Here is a 14,272-nt window from a genome sequence, read left to right as displayed (position 1 = left end):
GACTATGCCTGTTTCGACAGGCGGCGATGACGTTCAATGGCTGAGCGACGCGGAAGTCGTGGTCATCCTGGATGAATTACCGCGTCACCCCATGTTGGCAGGAAAAGATGGCTTGCGGCTTTCTTTGGCTGGTGCTCAAGACAAACTTCCGGTGGTGTTTGGTGGTGCGTGCATCGGGCTGCCCCTCAATGGCACGCCTAGTTCCCACATCCTGAAATCGTCATCAATTCGTGTTGAATGATACGCAGATTCAAGACAGGGTAGTTGACCTTCATCTCATGAAATACTTTACTTAATCCGCAGTCATCGCTAACATGCCGCGCTTATGTTTTCCGCTAAAACCAACAGTCTGCATCTTACCAAAGTGACCGGCCCTGGTGATCGCCTGGAAGGTCCGGTTGATCTTGCTGCTTGGAGTCGTCTGGCGGCGGCGATGGCAGAAGTGAAATCGGTGCAGGCAGATCTGGATTTGCAGCGAAATGGTTCAGTCGTATTGGCAGACGGATTTATAGAGGTTTCTGGACAAATTCGCTGTGAGCGTTGCCTGGGAAACATGCCTTTATCTTTAAAGGTGCCCGTGCATAGCGGTCTGGCTGAAACCGAAGAGATGGTCAGCACGTTGGATCCGGATCTGGACATCGTGTTGGCCGATAGGGGGGTTGTGGCACTGCAGGTGTGGTTGGAAGACGAGGTTCTGCTGGCTTTGCCCATGATTCCGCGTTGTGCGGAGTGGCAATCCGGCACTTGTCCGGTATCCGGACTGGAAGCATTTATTATTGTTGATTAATGGAGATTTGAGACATGGCCGTACCACAAAGTAAAACTTCCCATTCACGTCGTAATATGCGTCGTGCCCATGATTTTCTGGTAACCGTCAACCGCTCGGTCTGTGCGAATTGTGGCGCTGCCAAATTACCTCATCACGTTTGCCCCGAGTGCGGATTCTACAAGGGCCGTGAAATGGTCAAGAAGTCTGTGGAAGCCTGAGTGACTTGCTGAACCGGCACAACGTGAGCTTGTTCTCATGCCGCATATAGCGGTGGACGCCATGAGCGGAGACAGTGGCCCCTCGACGGTAATCCCTGCCATCAAGGATCTGCTGCAAAATTATCCCGATGTCACTTTTCATCTGGTCGGGGACAGTCATATCCTGAAAAGTGAATTGCAACGCATGCACCTTCAGGATTCGGAGCAGGTGAAAATCCACCATGCCAGTCAGGTGATAGGTATGGATGAGGCACCTTCCCAGGCATTGCGGGGTAAACGCGATTCATCCATGCACATAGCCATTGCCCTGGTTCGCGACGGACATGCCGATGCAGTGGTCAGTGCGGGTAACACTGGTGCCTTGATGGCTATGGGTAAAGTATTTTTGCGGACTATTCCGGGTATTGATCGTCCGGCGATTGCCGCCTTCCTGCCTACTACCACAGGACGGTTTTTGGCCCTGGATTTAGGTGCCAATGTGGATTGTCACCCTGAACATCTGCTTCAGTTCGCGGTCATGGGCTCGATTCTCGCCGAACGGGTGATGGGTGTGGCCAAACCACGTGTCGGCCTGCTCAATATCGGGTCCGAAGAAATCAAGGGTAATGAGCAGGTCAAGGAAGCTTCTTTGCTGCTGCGTGCGGCACGACTCAACTTCATTGGTAATGTCGAAGGTTCGGACATTTATCGCGGCGTTGCAGATGTGGTCGTTTGTGATGGTTTTGTGGGGAATGTCGCGCTGAAAACTTCAGAAGGACTGGCCAGCATGATCAGTCACGAGTTGCGCGCCAGCTATACGCAAGGGATTTATGGAAAACTGGCTTATCTGGTCAATCGGCCCATCTTGCAGCGACTCAGAAAGCGTCTGGATTCCCGGCAGTATAACGGGGCGACCTTGCTGGGCCTGAATGGGATTGTCATTAAAAGTCATGGTAATGCCGATCGCTACGCCTTTGCGCGGGCGGTGGAAGTCGGCATTGCCGAGGCCAAGCACCGGCTGACCCTGCATATTGCTGAAGTCATTCAGGAAAACCTCAACCCTGTGGTGCGAAACAGCGCGTGAATCCCATTTATAGTCGTATTGCCGCTACTGGCGGATATCTGCCCGAGCGCGTCATGCATAATGCCGATCTCGAACAGATGGTAGACACCAGTGATGCCTGGATTTTTGAGCGTACCGGTATTCGTTCGCGGCATATCGCTGCAGAAAACGAAAAAACCGTTGACATGGCCGAGCACGCCGCCCGGCAAGCCTTACGGGATGCGGATATTCAGGCAGAAGACCTGGATCTCATACTGGTCGCGACTACCACGCCCGATCAGATTTTTCCCAGTACGGCCTGTCTGTTGCAAGCCCGACTGGGTAATCGTGGCGCGCCGGCCTTTGACGTGCAGGCAGTATGTACCGGTTTCATTTATGCTCTGGCTACGGCTGATCAGTTTATTCGCAGTGGTACGGTAAGAACGGCCCTGGTAGTCGGGGTGGAAAGCATGTCCCGCATTGTCGACTGGACCGATCGTTCGACCTGCATTTTGTTTGGAGACGGAGCGGGCGCGGTGGTCTTACGTGCAGATTCGACACCCGGTATCATTTCTACGCATATTCATGCCGATGGAGCCTATGCCGAATTACTGCAGGTTCCGGAAGGCCGCGATCAATTGACCATGCAGGGTAATGCTGTTTTCCGTATGGCCGTGCGCACGCTGGGGGATATTGTTCAGGAAACTCTGGCAGAAAACCAAATGGGTGCAGAGGATATTGACTGGTTGGTACCCCATCAGGCCAACATCCGCATCATCCAGGCTACGGCCGATAAATTGAATATGCCCATGGATCGGGTAGTGACGACGGTGGAACATCATGGTAATACTTCTGCAGCATCGGTGCCTTTGGCACTGGATGATGCAGCCAGGCGGGGATGCTTCAAGGCCGGGCAAAATCTTCTGCTGGAAGCCTTCGGCGGTGGTTTTACCTGGGGTTCGGCGTTGTTGCGTTGGGCTTGAAGTTTATGTTGCCCACGGGCATCAACTGACAGTTTGCTTTAGGAGGAGTTTCGATTGCACGGCTCTATCGCCTTTGTGTTTCCCGGTCAGGGTTCCCAGTCTGTTCAAATGCTTGCCGATCTGGCTTCTACCCATCCTCTGGTCCAGGAGGTTTTTGCAGAAGCTTCTGCCGTATTGGGAGAAGATCTCTGGGCTCTCAGTCAGAATGGTCCTGTTGAAAAACTCAACCAGACCCGCTGGACGCAGCCCCTGATGCTGGCTGCCGGATATGCGGTGTACCGGGTGTGGGAGGAAGAGGGCGGTGCTTATCCTGATTTTGTCGCCGGGCATTCCCTGGGTGAATATACGGCGCTGGTAGTCGCCGACGCGCTGGATTATGCCGATGCGGTTCGCCTGGTGGCCGAACGTGGTCGTTTGATGCAGGAAGCGGTACCGGAGGGGGCCGGTGCAATGGCTGCGGTCATTGGTCTGGCGGATGATGATCTCAAGCGGCTCTGTGCCCAGGAATCTCAGGATAATGTCCTCTCTGCCGCGAACTTTAACGCGCCCGGACAGGTCGTGGTGGCTGGCGAAACCGCCGCAGTGGAAAGACTGGTTGAAGCGGCCCGATCTGCCGGTGCCAAACGGGTCGTTCTGTTGCCGGTCAGTGTCCCCAGTCACTGCAGTTTGATGACTGAAGCGGCTCAACAATTTGCCACAGTGCTGGAGTCGGTCACTTTCCGCGCCCCGAAGGCCATGCTGATCCACAATGCTGACGTGCTGAGTCATACCACGCCCGATAGTATTCGTGCCGTTCTGGCCAAGCAATTATACAGTCCGGTACGCTGGACCGAGACCATTCGTTATCTGGCGCGCCAGGGTGCCCTGACCTTTGTGGAAATGGGACCAGGACGGGTTTTATCCGGTCTTGGCAAGCGGATTGAACCTTCTTTGACCATGCTGCATGTAGAAGATGGTAAAAGCCTCAAGGCTGCTCTGGAGCTGGTTTGATGGGAAGCACACTGGAAAATCAGGTCGCGCTGGTTACCGGAGGCCGTCGCGGTATTGGTCAGGAAGTAGCCCGGGTGCTCGGCAATGAAGGCGCCCTGGTCATTGCTACAGCAACCACCAGCAAGGGGGCTGAGGCCATTTCTGCAAATTTTCAGGCCAGCGGCATCCAAGGACACGGGGTTGTTCTGGATGTCACGGATGATGTGGCGATGGATGCCTGCCTGAAAAAAATTCAAAGTGAGCATGCCGCGCCCAGCATTCTGATTAACAATGCAGGAATCACTCGGGACCAGTTACTGTTGCGCATGAAAGATGAAGACTGGGATGCGGTGATGGCAACCAATTTGCGCGCCGTTTATCGCCTCAGCAAAATTTGTTTGCGCGATATGCTAAAGGCGCGTTTTGGCCGTATAATCAACATAACTTCGGTGGTTGGCAGCATGGGTAATGCCGGACAAAGTAATTACGCGGCGGCCAAGGCGGGTGTAGCGGGTTTTACCCGCGCCCTGGCCAGAGAAGTGGCTGGCCGTCAGGTGACAGTCAATTGTGTGGCTCCCGGTTTTATCAGTACCGATATGACCGAAGGTTTAAGTGAGGCCCATAAGGAAGCGCTTTTACAGCAAATTCCAGCAGGTCGCCTGGGTAGTGTCGACGATGTGGCGGGGGCTGTGGCTTATCTGTCCAGCCCGCAAGCCGGTTATATCACCGGACAAATTCTTCATGTCAATGGTGGCATGTGGATGGGATAAGGTAACGTTGGCTTTACAGGACTGCACCCCTGTGGTCCAATCTCGCCGACAATAATTTTTAACCAGCAAAGGAGTTTCTCCCAAATGGAAAATGTGGCAGAACGAGTAAAGAAAGTAGTAGTCGAGCAGTTGGGTGTCAATGAAGATGAAGTGACCAATGAGGCTTCCTTTGTGGATGACCTGGGCGCCGATTCTTTGGACACCGTGGAACTGGTCATGGCCCTCGAAGAAGAATTCGACTGTGAAATTCCTGATGAAGAAGCTGAAAAAATTGCTACCGTGCAGCAGGCTATTGATTATGTATCCTCTCACATGCCCGCCAAGGATGCCTGAGACATAGTCTATTTCAGGAACATGAGGAGAACCGACCGTTGAAAAGACGCGTTGTCATTACAGGGCTGGGTATAGTTTCCCCTGTGGGGATAGGTATATCTGCGGCTTGGGATGCCATTGTGCGGGGACGTAGTGGTATTGGTCGCGTCACACGTTTTGATCCTGCCCCTTATAGTTCGCAAATCGCCGGAGAAGTGCGCGGTTTTGATGTCACCCAATACATTCCCAGCAAAGATGCCAAAAAAATGGATTTGTTCATTCATTATGGCATTGTGGCAGCGATGGAAGCCATTGCAGATTCCGGCCTAAAAATCAGTCCGGATATTGCTGAACGGGTAGGTGTTTCGATTGGCAGCGGCATTGGTGGCTTGCCTGGTATTGAGTCCGAACACCAAATTGTTACGGATAGCGGCCCCAGACGTATTTCACCGTTTTTCATCCCGCGTTGTATTGTGAACATGGTCGCGGGACATATTTCCATTATGTATGGTGCCAAAGGCCCGAATATTGCCATGGCTACGGCCTGCTCCACGGGTACCCATTCCATCGGTGATGCCGCTCGGCTCATCGAATATGGGGACGCGGACGTCATGATCGCCGGCGGTGCCGAAGCCGCCATCAGCCCACTGGGCTTGGGTGGTTTTTCAGCATCTCGCGCTCTTTCGACCCGCAATGATGAGCCCGAAAAGGCGAGTCGGCCCTGGGATAAGGATCGTGATGGTTTTATCTTAGGTGAAGGTGCCGGTATCTTGGTCCTTGAAGAATATGAGTTTGCCATGCGGCGTGGTGCCCGTATTTATGGGGAGCTGGCTGGCTATGGTATGAGTTCCGACGCCTATCACATGACCCAGCCCGCAGCTGGCGGGGAGGGGGCAGCCCGGTGTATGCGTGTCGCACTGCATAATGCCGGTTTCCAGCCGGAACAGGTGGGTTATATCAATGCCCACGGCACTTCCACCCCTTTGGGCGATCGTGCCGAGACGGAAGCTGTGCATGCCGTATTTGGAGAGCATGCGCGGTCTTTAGCCATGAGTTCCACCAAATCCATGACTGGCCATTTGCTGGGTGCAGCGGGGGGGGTGGAGGCCGTATTTACCACGCTTGCCCTGCATCATGGCATATTGCCGCCGACCATCAATCTGGATACAGCGGATGAAGGCTGCGATCTGGACTATGTCCCCTTGCAAGCCCGCCAGCAAAGCGTAGATGTCGCTTTGAGCAATTCTTTCGGTTTTGGTGGTACCAACAGCACCCTCGTATTTCGCCGCCATAGCGACTAATCCGTTCAGTGCGCGTGCAGGCCGTGATGATGGATGGGGTCCCGCAACAATCGGGAGCCTGTCCGGCTGCTCTTGACCGCGCTTTTCATTATGGTGATGGTCTGTTTGAGACTGTCGCCATCATTCAGGGTAAACCCCTGTTCTGGGATGAGCATCTCCAGCGCCTTCAGGCGGGCGCGCAATTATTGCAGATGAATCTACCCGGACGATTGCCGTGGCTTGAAGATTTTCAGCAACTGCAAGAGCATGTTTCTTTACCCGATCGCTACGTTCTCAAATTGATTTTAAGTCGTGGTCCGGGAGGGGGTTATGCTATTCCCTGCAATGGCTCCGTCGCCCGTTATGTGTTTGCTTCGGACTGGCCAGAGCGCAGCGCAGCCTGTTGGCATCCGGGGATTCTCGCAGATATTTGCCCGGTTCCCCTGCTGACCGGAGCCCCTTATCTGACAGCGAAAACCCTGAATCGTCTGAATCAGGTCATGGCCCGTAATGCCTTGCCGCATGAATACGCCGAGGGCATTGTCCTCGATCAGCAGGGCTTTTTGCGCGAAGGGATTATGTCCAATTTATTCTGGGTTGCTGCGGGCGTGGTCCATACACCCTCACTGGAGGAGGGTGGTATTGCCGGAATCCAGCGTCAGGCGATTTTGAATTGGCTGCAGACATCGGGCATTCCCTGCCAAATCGGGGATTATCGGGCAGAAAGCCTGATCGAGGCCGAGGAAATTTTTTTCAGTAACAGTCTGATTGGTATCTGGCCGGTCAGGCGTTTTCAGGATCGTAACCTGGAGGGTAGCCAGGGTAAAATCAGTGCCAAAATACTGCAATGGCAGGCAACACTCGGGCTGGGTCCAACCTGATGCGGCGCATAATCCTGACTTTGCTGCTGGTTATTATTCTCGCTCCGCTGGGCTATTACGGTGTGACCATGTACTTGCCGCAATCTTTTCCCAAGCCGGGAAAGCAGGTCCCTATCCGGCTCGGTAGTGGCACATTGGAAAGTATTCAGATTTTGCACAAGGCGGGTGTTCTGCCTTATCCGCAGATGTTTCGTATGGCCTGGATATTGGCCGGTCGTCCAGTGCTGCAGGCGGGTCTATATGATTTTCAGGGTCATGTTTCGCAGGAGAATATTCTGCAACGTCTGATACATGGGCAATCCCGGCCACTCAATGTGGTCATTATCCCCGGTTGGAATTTGTCGCTGATTCTTCAGGAGTTGCGTTTAAAGTCTCCCTATGTGAACCTGCATGGACTTCCGACGGGCGATCAGGCCGCGCAACAACTGGCTGCCGCAGGAATCGGCGCCCAGGACAGTGCCGAAGGTTGGCTTTTCCCCGACAGTTATCGCTATGTTCCCGGGACTTCAGCGCTGAGTATCCTGAAGCGCGCCTATCATCGAATGAATGACAATTTACAGCATTTATGGTCACAACGTGCCCCCGGATTACCTTTAAAAAACCCCTATCAGGCGCTCATTCTGGCCTCTGTGGTGCAAAAGGAAGGAGCGCCTCCCGCACAACAGGCGCATATAGCAGCCGTGTTTTTGAATCGATTACGCCAGGGAATGCCACTGCAGTCAGATCCGACGGTGATTTATGCGCTGGGCAAGCACTATCAGGGGCATTTGACGCCGCAGGAAATGCACGTGCCCAGTGCGTATAATACTTATCTGCATGTAGGACTCCCGCCAACGCCTATAGCCATGCCCGGCTTAAGTAGTTTACAGGCAGTATTGCATCCGAGTGACAGCCACGACCTGTATTTTATTGCTCAGGGGAATGCCTACCATTATTCGACCAGCTACAAGCAACATATCGAGCAGATAAAACGCTATCTGCAACCTACTGCGAGGACGCTTTCATGACAGCTCAGGCATCCACTATTCAGAAATCCACGATCACGCCGGGAATGTTCATCACTCTGGAAGGCATTGAGGGCGCTGGCAAAAGCTCTGCCATACCAGTACTGGCGGCTTTTTGTGAAGCTCAGGGATTGAGCGTGGAGCGTACGCGCGAGCCGGGTGGTGGTCATTTGGGTGAAGCCTTGCGCAGCATATTTTTGAATCCGGAATTGGCCCTGGATGTGGAAGCGGAGTTACTTCTGCTTTATGCAGGGCGACGCGACCATTGGTTGAACCGGATTCAGCCGGCGCTGACGGACGGTAAGATCGTCCTTTGCGACCGTTATGAAGATTCCACCTATGCTTATCAAAGTGGGGGCAGGGGATTTCCTCAAGAGCGTATTGCCGAACTGGCGCGCTGGGCTGGCATTACCCGGGCACCGGATTTGACTTTCTGGTTTGATGTTAGCCCGGAACTCGGCGCCGCCCGTATTCGTGCCCGGCGGCCAGATCGTCTGGAACAGGAACAGACCCCATTTTTTACCAAAGCGCGGGCCGTGTTTGCCCAACGTCGGGCGGCCGAACCCCAGCGGATCATCCGCATTGATGCCTCAGCCCCCATGGATCAGGTGCATGCCGCGCTGGAGCAGGCCCTGGCTCCCCGTTTGCGTAAGCATTTTTCATGAAAACTTTTCAGCCAGATCCCCAATCCTGGCAACCCATCCAGGCCTTATTGGCCTCCGGATTACCGCAGGCCATGCTGGCAGTCGGTGAATCCGGTTCTCTGCTGCGTCTGCATCTCGATGCGCTGCAGGCCGCCACGTTGTGTTTCAAGCCGACTGACGAAGGGTTTGCCTGTGAACAATGCCGTTCGTGCAAACTGCTGGCGGAAGGCTCCCATCCGGATTTATGGGTAGCCGCCCCTGAGCCGGGTAAGCAGATAGCCATTGATACCTTGCGTCAGGCCATGGAATGGATTCAGTACACGCCGCAGGTCAGCAACTCGCGCTGGTTGCGCATAGATAATGCCGAAGCCATGACGGTGGCAGCCGCCAACGCCATTCTAAAGACCCTGGAAGAACCCCCCACCCGTGCGCACGTTGTTTTGCATAGTGAACAGGCTTCCCGTCTATTGCCTACCATTCGCTCCCGCCTGCAGCGCATTCCCCTGCCGGAAATGCAGATGGTGCAGTCCATACACTGGCTGCAACAGCAGGGAGTGGATGCAGAAAATAGCGGCACTTTGCTCCGTCAATTAGGCAATCGGCCCTTGCGCGCCCTGGAGCTTTGGGAGGCCGGTTGGCTGGAGCAGCGCCAGCAATGGATGCGCAGTTTGCTGGATTTGTCAGGGCAGGGGGTTGTGGCGACCCTGAAACTTGCGGAGCAATGGAGCAAAAGTTCGGATCTATTTCTGATCCGGGAGATGGTACTGAATGTCCTCGCCGATTTTATGCGTTTGCGACAGGGGCTGCTGGACAGAATCGCTGACCTGGACTATTTAGAAGAGTTGCGACTGAAAGCTCCGGATATTTCGGCGGAAGCGCTGCAGTCCAACCTGGATGGCTGGTTGCAACTGCCATTGACCCTGTCCCAAAACAGTAACGGGATGATGGTCATGGAAAAGTTGCTTTTGGACTGGCTGAAATTGTGGCCAAGGAGGAAAACCCATGGAATTCAAAACTGAGCCCAAACCGGGAGGTGCAGCTACTGCGTTGTCCGTAGTGTTGCGTGATCCCCAGGCCGTACAGCGTTGCTTTATGTCTGCTATCAAGGGTGGCGGATTACTGGTTGAAACGCCTAATCTTCTCCCCATGGGGACCGAAGTCCTGCTGATGATTACCCTGCCAGACAGCCAACCCCGTGCCCCGGTGATGGGTAAGGTTATCTGGGTCACCCCCGTGGAAAACCGCGATGGTCGGCCACCTGCTATTGGCGTCCAGTTTCAGAATGATCGCTCAGGGGTGCTCACGCGCATTCAGAATGCCCTGTCTGGATTGCCCACCCATGGTGATGCGGTGCTGAGTTTTTGACGGGGTTTTCTTCAGCTTTTCAGTGTCAGGATTTGCAGTTGCGGGTACCAAGATTTCCGGTCATTGCTCTTTGAGCAAGGTCTGGGTTACACTTCGCAGCCTCAGGAGAGGTGACCGAGCGGCCGAAGGTGCAGCACTGGAAATGCTGTGTACTCCAAAAGGGTACCGTGGGTTCGAATCCCACCCTCTCCGCCAAAAAATAATATAAGAATCTGATTTATATCAAAAATAATTTTTTCAAAGTTAGTTGATCTTGCCTCTGATCTTACTCGGTGAAAATTCTTCTTTGTACATTCCTATTAACCTTTTCAGCTTCAGCTTTCAGCCGGACATGCGTGTGGTCCATACAGGCATTGAGCGGGCGCAATGGCAACTCAGACTCTCAGAAGCATCGGTTGAAGCGATAGGCAACTCATCCCGGTATTCCTGAGGGGAATTGCCGTTGACTCCATTGGGAGGTTCGAAAAACTTGCTTTCCTGACGGATATTAGCTTCAAGAATCAGGATTCAGGACATTTTCCTACGGATTTTGTAGTAAGCGGTATTTTTCATGGCCATATTTCCATGATTTTCTGAATTACAGGCATACTGCTGCCCTGATTGGCCCCTTTTCGAGAAAGGCTAGGTGTTTGATGTTGTAGTTCACGACCATCATGGCCATCGCGGCGAGGCTTGCACGTACCTGGCCGATGGCCCGAATACGCTTGCCACCCATTTGCTCCATGTCTGCAAAGACGTGTTCTACCCGCGCCCGTACTTTGGCGATGTTGTGGTTTCGCCGCTGCTGGCATTCAGAGAGAGGATGGTTACGGCTTCCCGGGTATCCGCAAAGAAGCCATCACCAGCCCCCGTTGCTGTTGTCCGCCATATACCGGAGCACGAAACATGCAGGTCAGACTCAGATTTACCTGACGCCCATGCATGCCGCACACAAAAAGGTAGAACGCGGAATCGAGAATATTCGCAGAAGGTTACGGATGGTTCGGCAGACTGCGGAACAGTACATTGGGCGCTCACATTGGACGCTTCTCGTCAGCTACATTACCGCGCAAATTACCCAAAAACTATGGACCCCACCGGGGGGCCTTTCCAGCCCTTGGCGGGCCGTAACTGCTTTTTCTAGATTAATGTAAAACTGAAAAGTGGTTGTGGTTAGGCGGAGCCGCAATTACCTGCCGCGTCGCTTAATCTTCGTGCATCGATATTCAGTGGCGTAGTCGCTCATTTATGTCGATCATGGTCTTTAGCGTCTCCGAGAGGAATATTACTGGTATTTTTGTGTTTCAACCGTAGAGTAAACCTCCATCAGCGAAGAAAACCAAATTCTATCGAATGAATAATGTCAGTTCAGCGGAGGTGGGCACCCAATTTGGGTTGACGGGGCCGACATCTTTCGCTCAAACTGATCCGATATGGAAACTTTAAGTAGGTAATGGTTGATCTGTTGCCTGTATTAGTTCATTCTTTTTCTGAGCGAAATTCCGCCGTCCTTCCGAGAGTAACTGCGCTCTGATGAACCGCCACCTAAAACCACTATAAAATATGTTCAATGTTTACAAATGAGCATAAGGAGAAATATTTTAAATTTATAGAAACATATTTCTGGTATTGTCTGCTGGTGGAGCTTTCTCCAATGAAACCATGGTTAGGAAAATATTTATATGCTTATATTTCTATGGCTAACTTATGTTGTGCTTTCCATAATTACTTCAATAAAAGTTGTTCTGAACAAGCGTAACCCATTGGCCGCTGCATTATGGTTGGTCATTATATGGCTGGCTCCCTATTTAGGGGTTTTCTTTTATTTTATGTTAGGGATCAATCGCGTCAAACGCAAAGCGGTTGGAATGCGGAAGGGATTGCACCGGTACAACCATCCTACTTTGGAAAAGTTCATTGTAACCGAAGGCAAACTAGATGTTCATGAAATCTCTTCGTATTACATTCCTCTAGCAAAATCCATTCATAGGCTTGCAGAACAAAGCCTGATTGATGGAAACGATATTGAGCCATTATTTACTGGTAATACGGCCTATAATGCCATGTTAGAAGCTATTGCTAATTCAAAAAAATCTATCGTGCTAATGACATATATTTTTCATGCTGATGGCATTGGAGTGAAATTTATTTCTGAATTGCGTCAAGCTCACGCTCGTGGCGTTGTAATTCGCGTGCTACTGGATGGAGTGATGGCACATCTTACACGTCCATCTGTAGTTCATGCACTCCGTAATGCAGGCATTCCTTTTGCGTTATTCAACTCACCATTGTTGGCTCGCCAGTTTATTTTCCTAAATTTACGGAGTCACAGGAAGATCTGTGTTGTAGATGGTCGCATCGGATTTACTGGAGGATTCAATATACATCGCGATTATTGGTCGTCCAACCCGGATGAAGCGGTGCACCAGGACACGCATTTTCGGGTTACTGGACCAATAGTGGCGCAACTGTCAACGGTGTTTGTGAATGAGTGGCTTTACAGCTCCGGGGAGACTTTGCGTGGCGAACCATGGTTTTTAGAGGAAGATGAAATCCCGCATGAAGGTAGAGTGCTGGCGCGTGGCATTGCTGCTGGACCGAATGAACAGCAGGAACGCTTGCGAGGTTCCTATCTCACCGCGCTGAACGTGGCACAAAAATCGGTCAAAATCATGTCACCGTATTTCATCCCTGATGAGGTGTTGATTGCAGCGATTGGTGATGCTATTAATCGTCAGGTTGAAGTGGACATTTTTATCCCCAGAAACAACAGTAAAATATTACTAGCAGCCACTATGGGAACCATCAACGAGATCCTTGGGCATGGCGCACGCCTATGGTTATGTCCTCCACCTTTTAACCATTCTAAGCTGATGATAGTGGATGATCAATGGTTATTAATGGGTTCTGGTAACTGGGATGAACGCAGTCTTCGGCTTAATTTTGAATTCAATGTTGAATGCTATAATGCGCTGCTCGTCAATAAAATAAATACGTTATTCCGCACGCATCAAAATTCCGCAACACAGTTTACTTATGCCGAATACTTGAAACGGCCATTTCACCATCGGCTATTTGATGGTTGCACACGCATATTTTCCCCATTTTTATGATGCAGTTTATTACAATGAGATGAACATCTCCTTCCACTATTAAGCTTATCGCCATGCATCACAGGCCGAATATCAGGTAGCAACCCCGGCTTCTATCATCAGTGCATAGGAAATACCTGCCCATATCCGTATGGGTGCATTTTGTGCGATACCCGTTTGATGGCGATGGTATCGGCCGTTTTGAAGCCTCTTTCGTGTATGTCCCGAGCCAGCCTTTAGGGTTCTTATGACATTATCCGAACAGCAGCAATGCCATAAGTTTTAAAAATCCGCACAGCGCGGGCGGTCCCAACACCATGGGTATGCAGGAACAGCATGATCTCCCTGATTACTTTCTGGTCTGCCCAGGTGGTAACCATCTGTTCCCGGCGAATGGGTCCGATCCCTATCAGACTTTTGGTTCCTTCTGGCGCGTGTTGCCAGAAAATAGGCGGGGTTGCTGTTGCGTAAACCGGCGAGGGATCCAGTCATCAGAATCAATTCCGGTACTGAATACTCTCATTGGTATAGCCATGTGAATCTCCTTTCTCAGCAGACAAACAAGTCGGAATGGCTTCCGGTAAACCAGAAGCCATTCCAGATCGCTCAGGAAATGGTGATCCTCTTCCGCTTGGCGGATTCCGTTTTTGGCAGTACCAATTCAAGTACACCATCTTTAAAGGTCGCCTTTACCTGATCACTATTGATATCCACCGGAAGTTGAATCGTCCGGGAAAACTCGCCGTAATGCCGTTCACGATATACATAGTTCGCGTCTTTTTCCGTTTTCTCCTCTTGTTTCACACCACCAAGATAAACTTGGTTACCATGCACCTGGATATCCAGATCGTTCTTTTCAACACCGGGTATTTCAGCTTTGAGAATAAAGGCTCCTCGCTACTTGGAGTGGATACGAGGGTACGGTAGTCTTAGGGCATTGCTGATCTAGGGAAGGTTAATGATGGACGAAGACAAGCTGTTTACC

17 protein-coding genes, 1 tRNA gene and 1 pseudogene are annotated in these 14,272 nt (G+C 51.8%); 16 read left to right on the top strand and 3 right to left on the bottom strand.

What is annotated here, in order from left to right:
* Positions 1-4: 4 nt before the first annotated feature.
* The 15 genes from H7F08_RS15470 to H7F08_RS07565 all read left to right on the top strand — a co-directional run bounded on the left by H7F08_RS15470 (position 5) and on the right by H7F08_RS07565 (position 10,411).
* Positions 5-241, top strand: a complete 237-nt coding sequence (locus tag H7F08_RS15470; RefSeq protein ID WP_202806226.1) for a hypothetical protein — start codon at positions 5-7, stop codon at positions 239-241.
* Positions 242-325: 84 nt separating this feature from the next.
* On the top strand, positions 326-787 hold the full coding sequence (locus tag H7F08_RS07630) for a YceD family protein (protein ID WP_031572318.1): 462 nt from the start codon (positions 326-328) through the stop codon (positions 785-787).
* Between the two features lie 14 nt (positions 788-801).
* A complete protein-coding gene (gene rpmF, locus H7F08_RS07625; protein WP_010639780.1) occupies positions 802-987 on the top strand; it encodes a 50S ribosomal protein L32 in 186 nt (61 codons plus the stop codon).
* A 37-nt stretch (positions 988-1,024) separates the two neighbouring features.
* Positions 1,025-2,050: a phosphate acyltransferase PlsX gene (gene plsX, locus H7F08_RS07620; RefSeq protein WP_010639782.1), complete on the top strand. Its 1,026-nt coding sequence runs from the start codon at positions 1,025-1,027 to the stop codon at positions 2,048-2,050.
* The gene (locus tag H7F08_RS07615; protein ID WP_142088492.1) at positions 2,047-2,991 is read left to right on the top strand and encodes a beta-ketoacyl-ACP synthase III; all 945 of its coding nucleotides are present in this window, start codon (positions 2,047-2,049) and stop codon (positions 2,989-2,991) included. The genes plsX and H7F08_RS07615 overlap by 4 nt, the downstream gene beginning before the upstream one ends.
* Before the next feature lie 54 nt (positions 2,992-3,045).
* On the top strand, positions 3,046-3,981 hold the full coding sequence (gene fabD / locus H7F08_RS07610; RefSeq protein ID WP_142088493.1) for an ACP S-malonyltransferase: 936 nt from the start codon (positions 3,046-3,048) through the stop codon (positions 3,979-3,981).
* Entirely contained in the window at positions 3,981-4,730 is a 750-nt protein-coding gene (fabG, locus tag H7F08_RS07605) for a 3-oxoacyl-ACP reductase FabG (protein ID WP_142088495.1), read from the top strand. The genes fabD and fabG overlap by 1 nt, the downstream gene beginning before the upstream one ends.
* 84 nt (positions 4,731-4,814) lie before the next feature.
* A complete protein-coding gene (acpP, locus tag H7F08_RS07600) occupies positions 4,815-5,063 on the top strand; it encodes an acyl carrier protein (RefSeq protein WP_010639790.1) in 249 nt (82 codons plus the stop codon).
* 38 nt (positions 5,064-5,101) lie between these two features.
* Entirely contained in the window at positions 5,102-6,343 is a 1,242-nt protein-coding gene (gene fabF / locus H7F08_RS07595) for a beta-ketoacyl-ACP synthase II (protein ID WP_142088497.1), read from the top strand.
* Positions 6,344-6,369: 26 nt separating this feature from the next.
* Positions 6,370-7,203 (top strand): aminodeoxychorismate lyase, encoded by an 834-nt coding sequence (pabC, locus tag H7F08_RS07590; RefSeq protein WP_226842661.1) that lies wholly within the window; start codon positions 6,370-6,372, stop codon positions 7,201-7,203.
* Positions 7,203-8,210 carry an endolytic transglycosylase MltG gene (mltG, locus tag H7F08_RS07585; RefSeq protein ID WP_142088499.1) on the top strand — a complete coding sequence of 336 codons (1,008 nt, stop codon included), beginning with the start codon at positions 7,203-7,205 and terminating at the stop codon, positions 8,208-8,210. Before pabC ends, mltG begins: the two co-directional genes overlap by 1 nt.
* The gene (tmk, locus tag H7F08_RS07580; protein ID WP_210434796.1) at positions 8,207-8,872 is read left to right on the top strand and encodes a dTMP kinase; all 666 of its coding nucleotides are present in this window, start codon (positions 8,207-8,209) and stop codon (positions 8,870-8,872) included. The genes mltG and tmk overlap by 4 nt, the downstream gene beginning before the upstream one ends.
* Complete coding sequence (locus H7F08_RS07575) at positions 8,869-9,870, top strand: DNA polymerase III subunit delta' (RefSeq protein ID WP_142088501.1); 1,002 nt, start codon at positions 8,869-8,871, stop codon at positions 9,868-9,870. Before tmk ends, H7F08_RS07575 begins: the two co-directional genes overlap by 4 nt.
* A complete protein-coding gene (locus H7F08_RS07570) occupies positions 9,854-10,216 on the top strand; it encodes a PilZ domain-containing protein (protein ID WP_010640182.1) in 363 nt (120 codons plus the stop codon). The genes H7F08_RS07575 and H7F08_RS07570 overlap by 17 nt, the downstream gene beginning before the upstream one ends.
* A gap of 104 nt (positions 10,217-10,320) precedes the next feature.
* Positions 10,321-10,411: transfer RNA gene (locus H7F08_RS07565), tRNA-Ser, on the top strand.
* 382 nt (positions 10,412-10,793) lie between these two features.
* Here H7F08_RS07565 and H7F08_RS07560 read toward each other — a convergent pair.
* Positions 10,794-11,033 (bottom strand): annotated as a pseudogene (locus H7F08_RS07560) (transposase); the annotation flags it as partial.
* Between the two features lie 844 nt (positions 11,034-11,877).
* Between H7F08_RS07560 and cls the strand changes: the two are divergent.
* Positions 11,878-13,308 (top strand): cardiolipin synthase, encoded by a 1,431-nt coding sequence (gene cls, locus H7F08_RS07555; RefSeq protein WP_142088503.1) that lies wholly within the window; start codon positions 11,878-11,880, stop codon positions 13,306-13,308.
* A gap of 224 nt (positions 13,309-13,532) precedes the next feature.
* Here the strand turns inward: cls and H7F08_RS15890 are convergent, their stop codons facing one another.
* Complete coding sequence (locus tag H7F08_RS15890) at positions 13,533-13,625, bottom strand: hypothetical protein (protein WP_405055097.1); 93 nt, start codon at positions 13,623-13,625, stop codon at positions 13,533-13,535.
* Between the two features lie 268 nt (positions 13,626-13,893).
* The gene (locus H7F08_RS07550) at positions 13,894-14,172 is read right to left on the bottom strand and encodes an Hsp20/alpha crystallin family protein (RefSeq protein ID WP_319803967.1); all 279 of its coding nucleotides are present in this window, start codon (positions 14,170-14,172) and stop codon (positions 13,894-13,896) included.
* Positions 14,173-14,272: the final 100 nt, after the last annotated feature.

Source organism: Acidithiobacillus sp. HP-11, assembly GCF_015100075.1.
GTDB lineage: Bacteria > Pseudomonadota > Gammaproteobacteria > Acidithiobacillales > Acidithiobacillaceae > Acidithiobacillus > Acidithiobacillus thiooxidans.
The sequence above is the reverse complement of the archived record's forward strand: the minus strand, read 5'-3'. Positions and strand labels throughout refer to the sequence as shown.

Excerpts from the sequence above, each read along its gene's own strand:
- plsX (WP_010639782.1), top strand. The coding sequence starts at position 1,025 with ATGCCGCATATAGCGGTGGACGCCATGAGCGGAGACAGTGGCCCCTCG.
- H7F08_RS15890 (WP_405055097.1), bottom strand. The coding sequence starts at position 13,625 with ATGCTGTTCCTGCATACCCATGGTGTTGGGACCGCCCGCGCTGTGCGG.
- tmk (WP_210434796.1), top strand. The coding sequence starts at position 8,207 with ATGACAGCTCAGGCATCCACTATTCAGAAATCCACGATCACGCCGGGA.
- H7F08_RS07630 (WP_031572318.1), top strand. The coding sequence starts at position 326 with ATGTTTTCCGCTAAAACCAACAGTCTGCATCTTACCAAAGTGACCGGC.
- cls (WP_142088503.1), top strand. The coding sequence starts at position 11,878 with ATGCTTATATTTCTATGGCTAACTTATGTTGTGCTTTCCATAATTACT.
- H7F08_RS07570 (WP_010640182.1), top strand. The coding sequence starts at position 9,854 with ATGGAATTCAAAACTGAGCCCAAACCGGGAGGTGCAGCTACTGCGTTG.
- pabC (WP_226842661.1), top strand. The coding sequence starts at position 6,370 with ATGATGGATGGGGTCCCGCAACAATCGGGAGCCTGTCCGGCTGCTCTT.
- mltG (WP_142088499.1), top strand. The coding sequence starts at position 7,203 with ATGCGGCGCATAATCCTGACTTTGCTGCTGGTTATTATTCTCGCTCCG.
- acpP (WP_010639790.1), top strand. The coding sequence starts at position 4,815 with ATGGAAAATGTGGCAGAACGAGTAAAGAAAGTAGTAGTCGAGCAGTTG.
- H7F08_RS15470 (WP_202806226.1), top strand. The coding sequence starts at position 5 with ATGCCTGTTTCGACAGGCGGCGATGACGTTCAATGGCTGAGCGACGCG.
- fabG (WP_142088495.1), top strand. The coding sequence starts at position 3,981 with ATGGGAAGCACACTGGAAAATCAGGTCGCGCTGGTTACCGGAGGCCGT.
- H7F08_RS07575 (WP_142088501.1), top strand. The coding sequence starts at position 8,869 with ATGAAAACTTTTCAGCCAGATCCCCAATCCTGGCAACCCATCCAGGCC.
- rpmF (WP_010639780.1), top strand. The coding sequence starts at position 802 with ATGGCCGTACCACAAAGTAAAACTTCCCATTCACGTCGTAATATGCGT.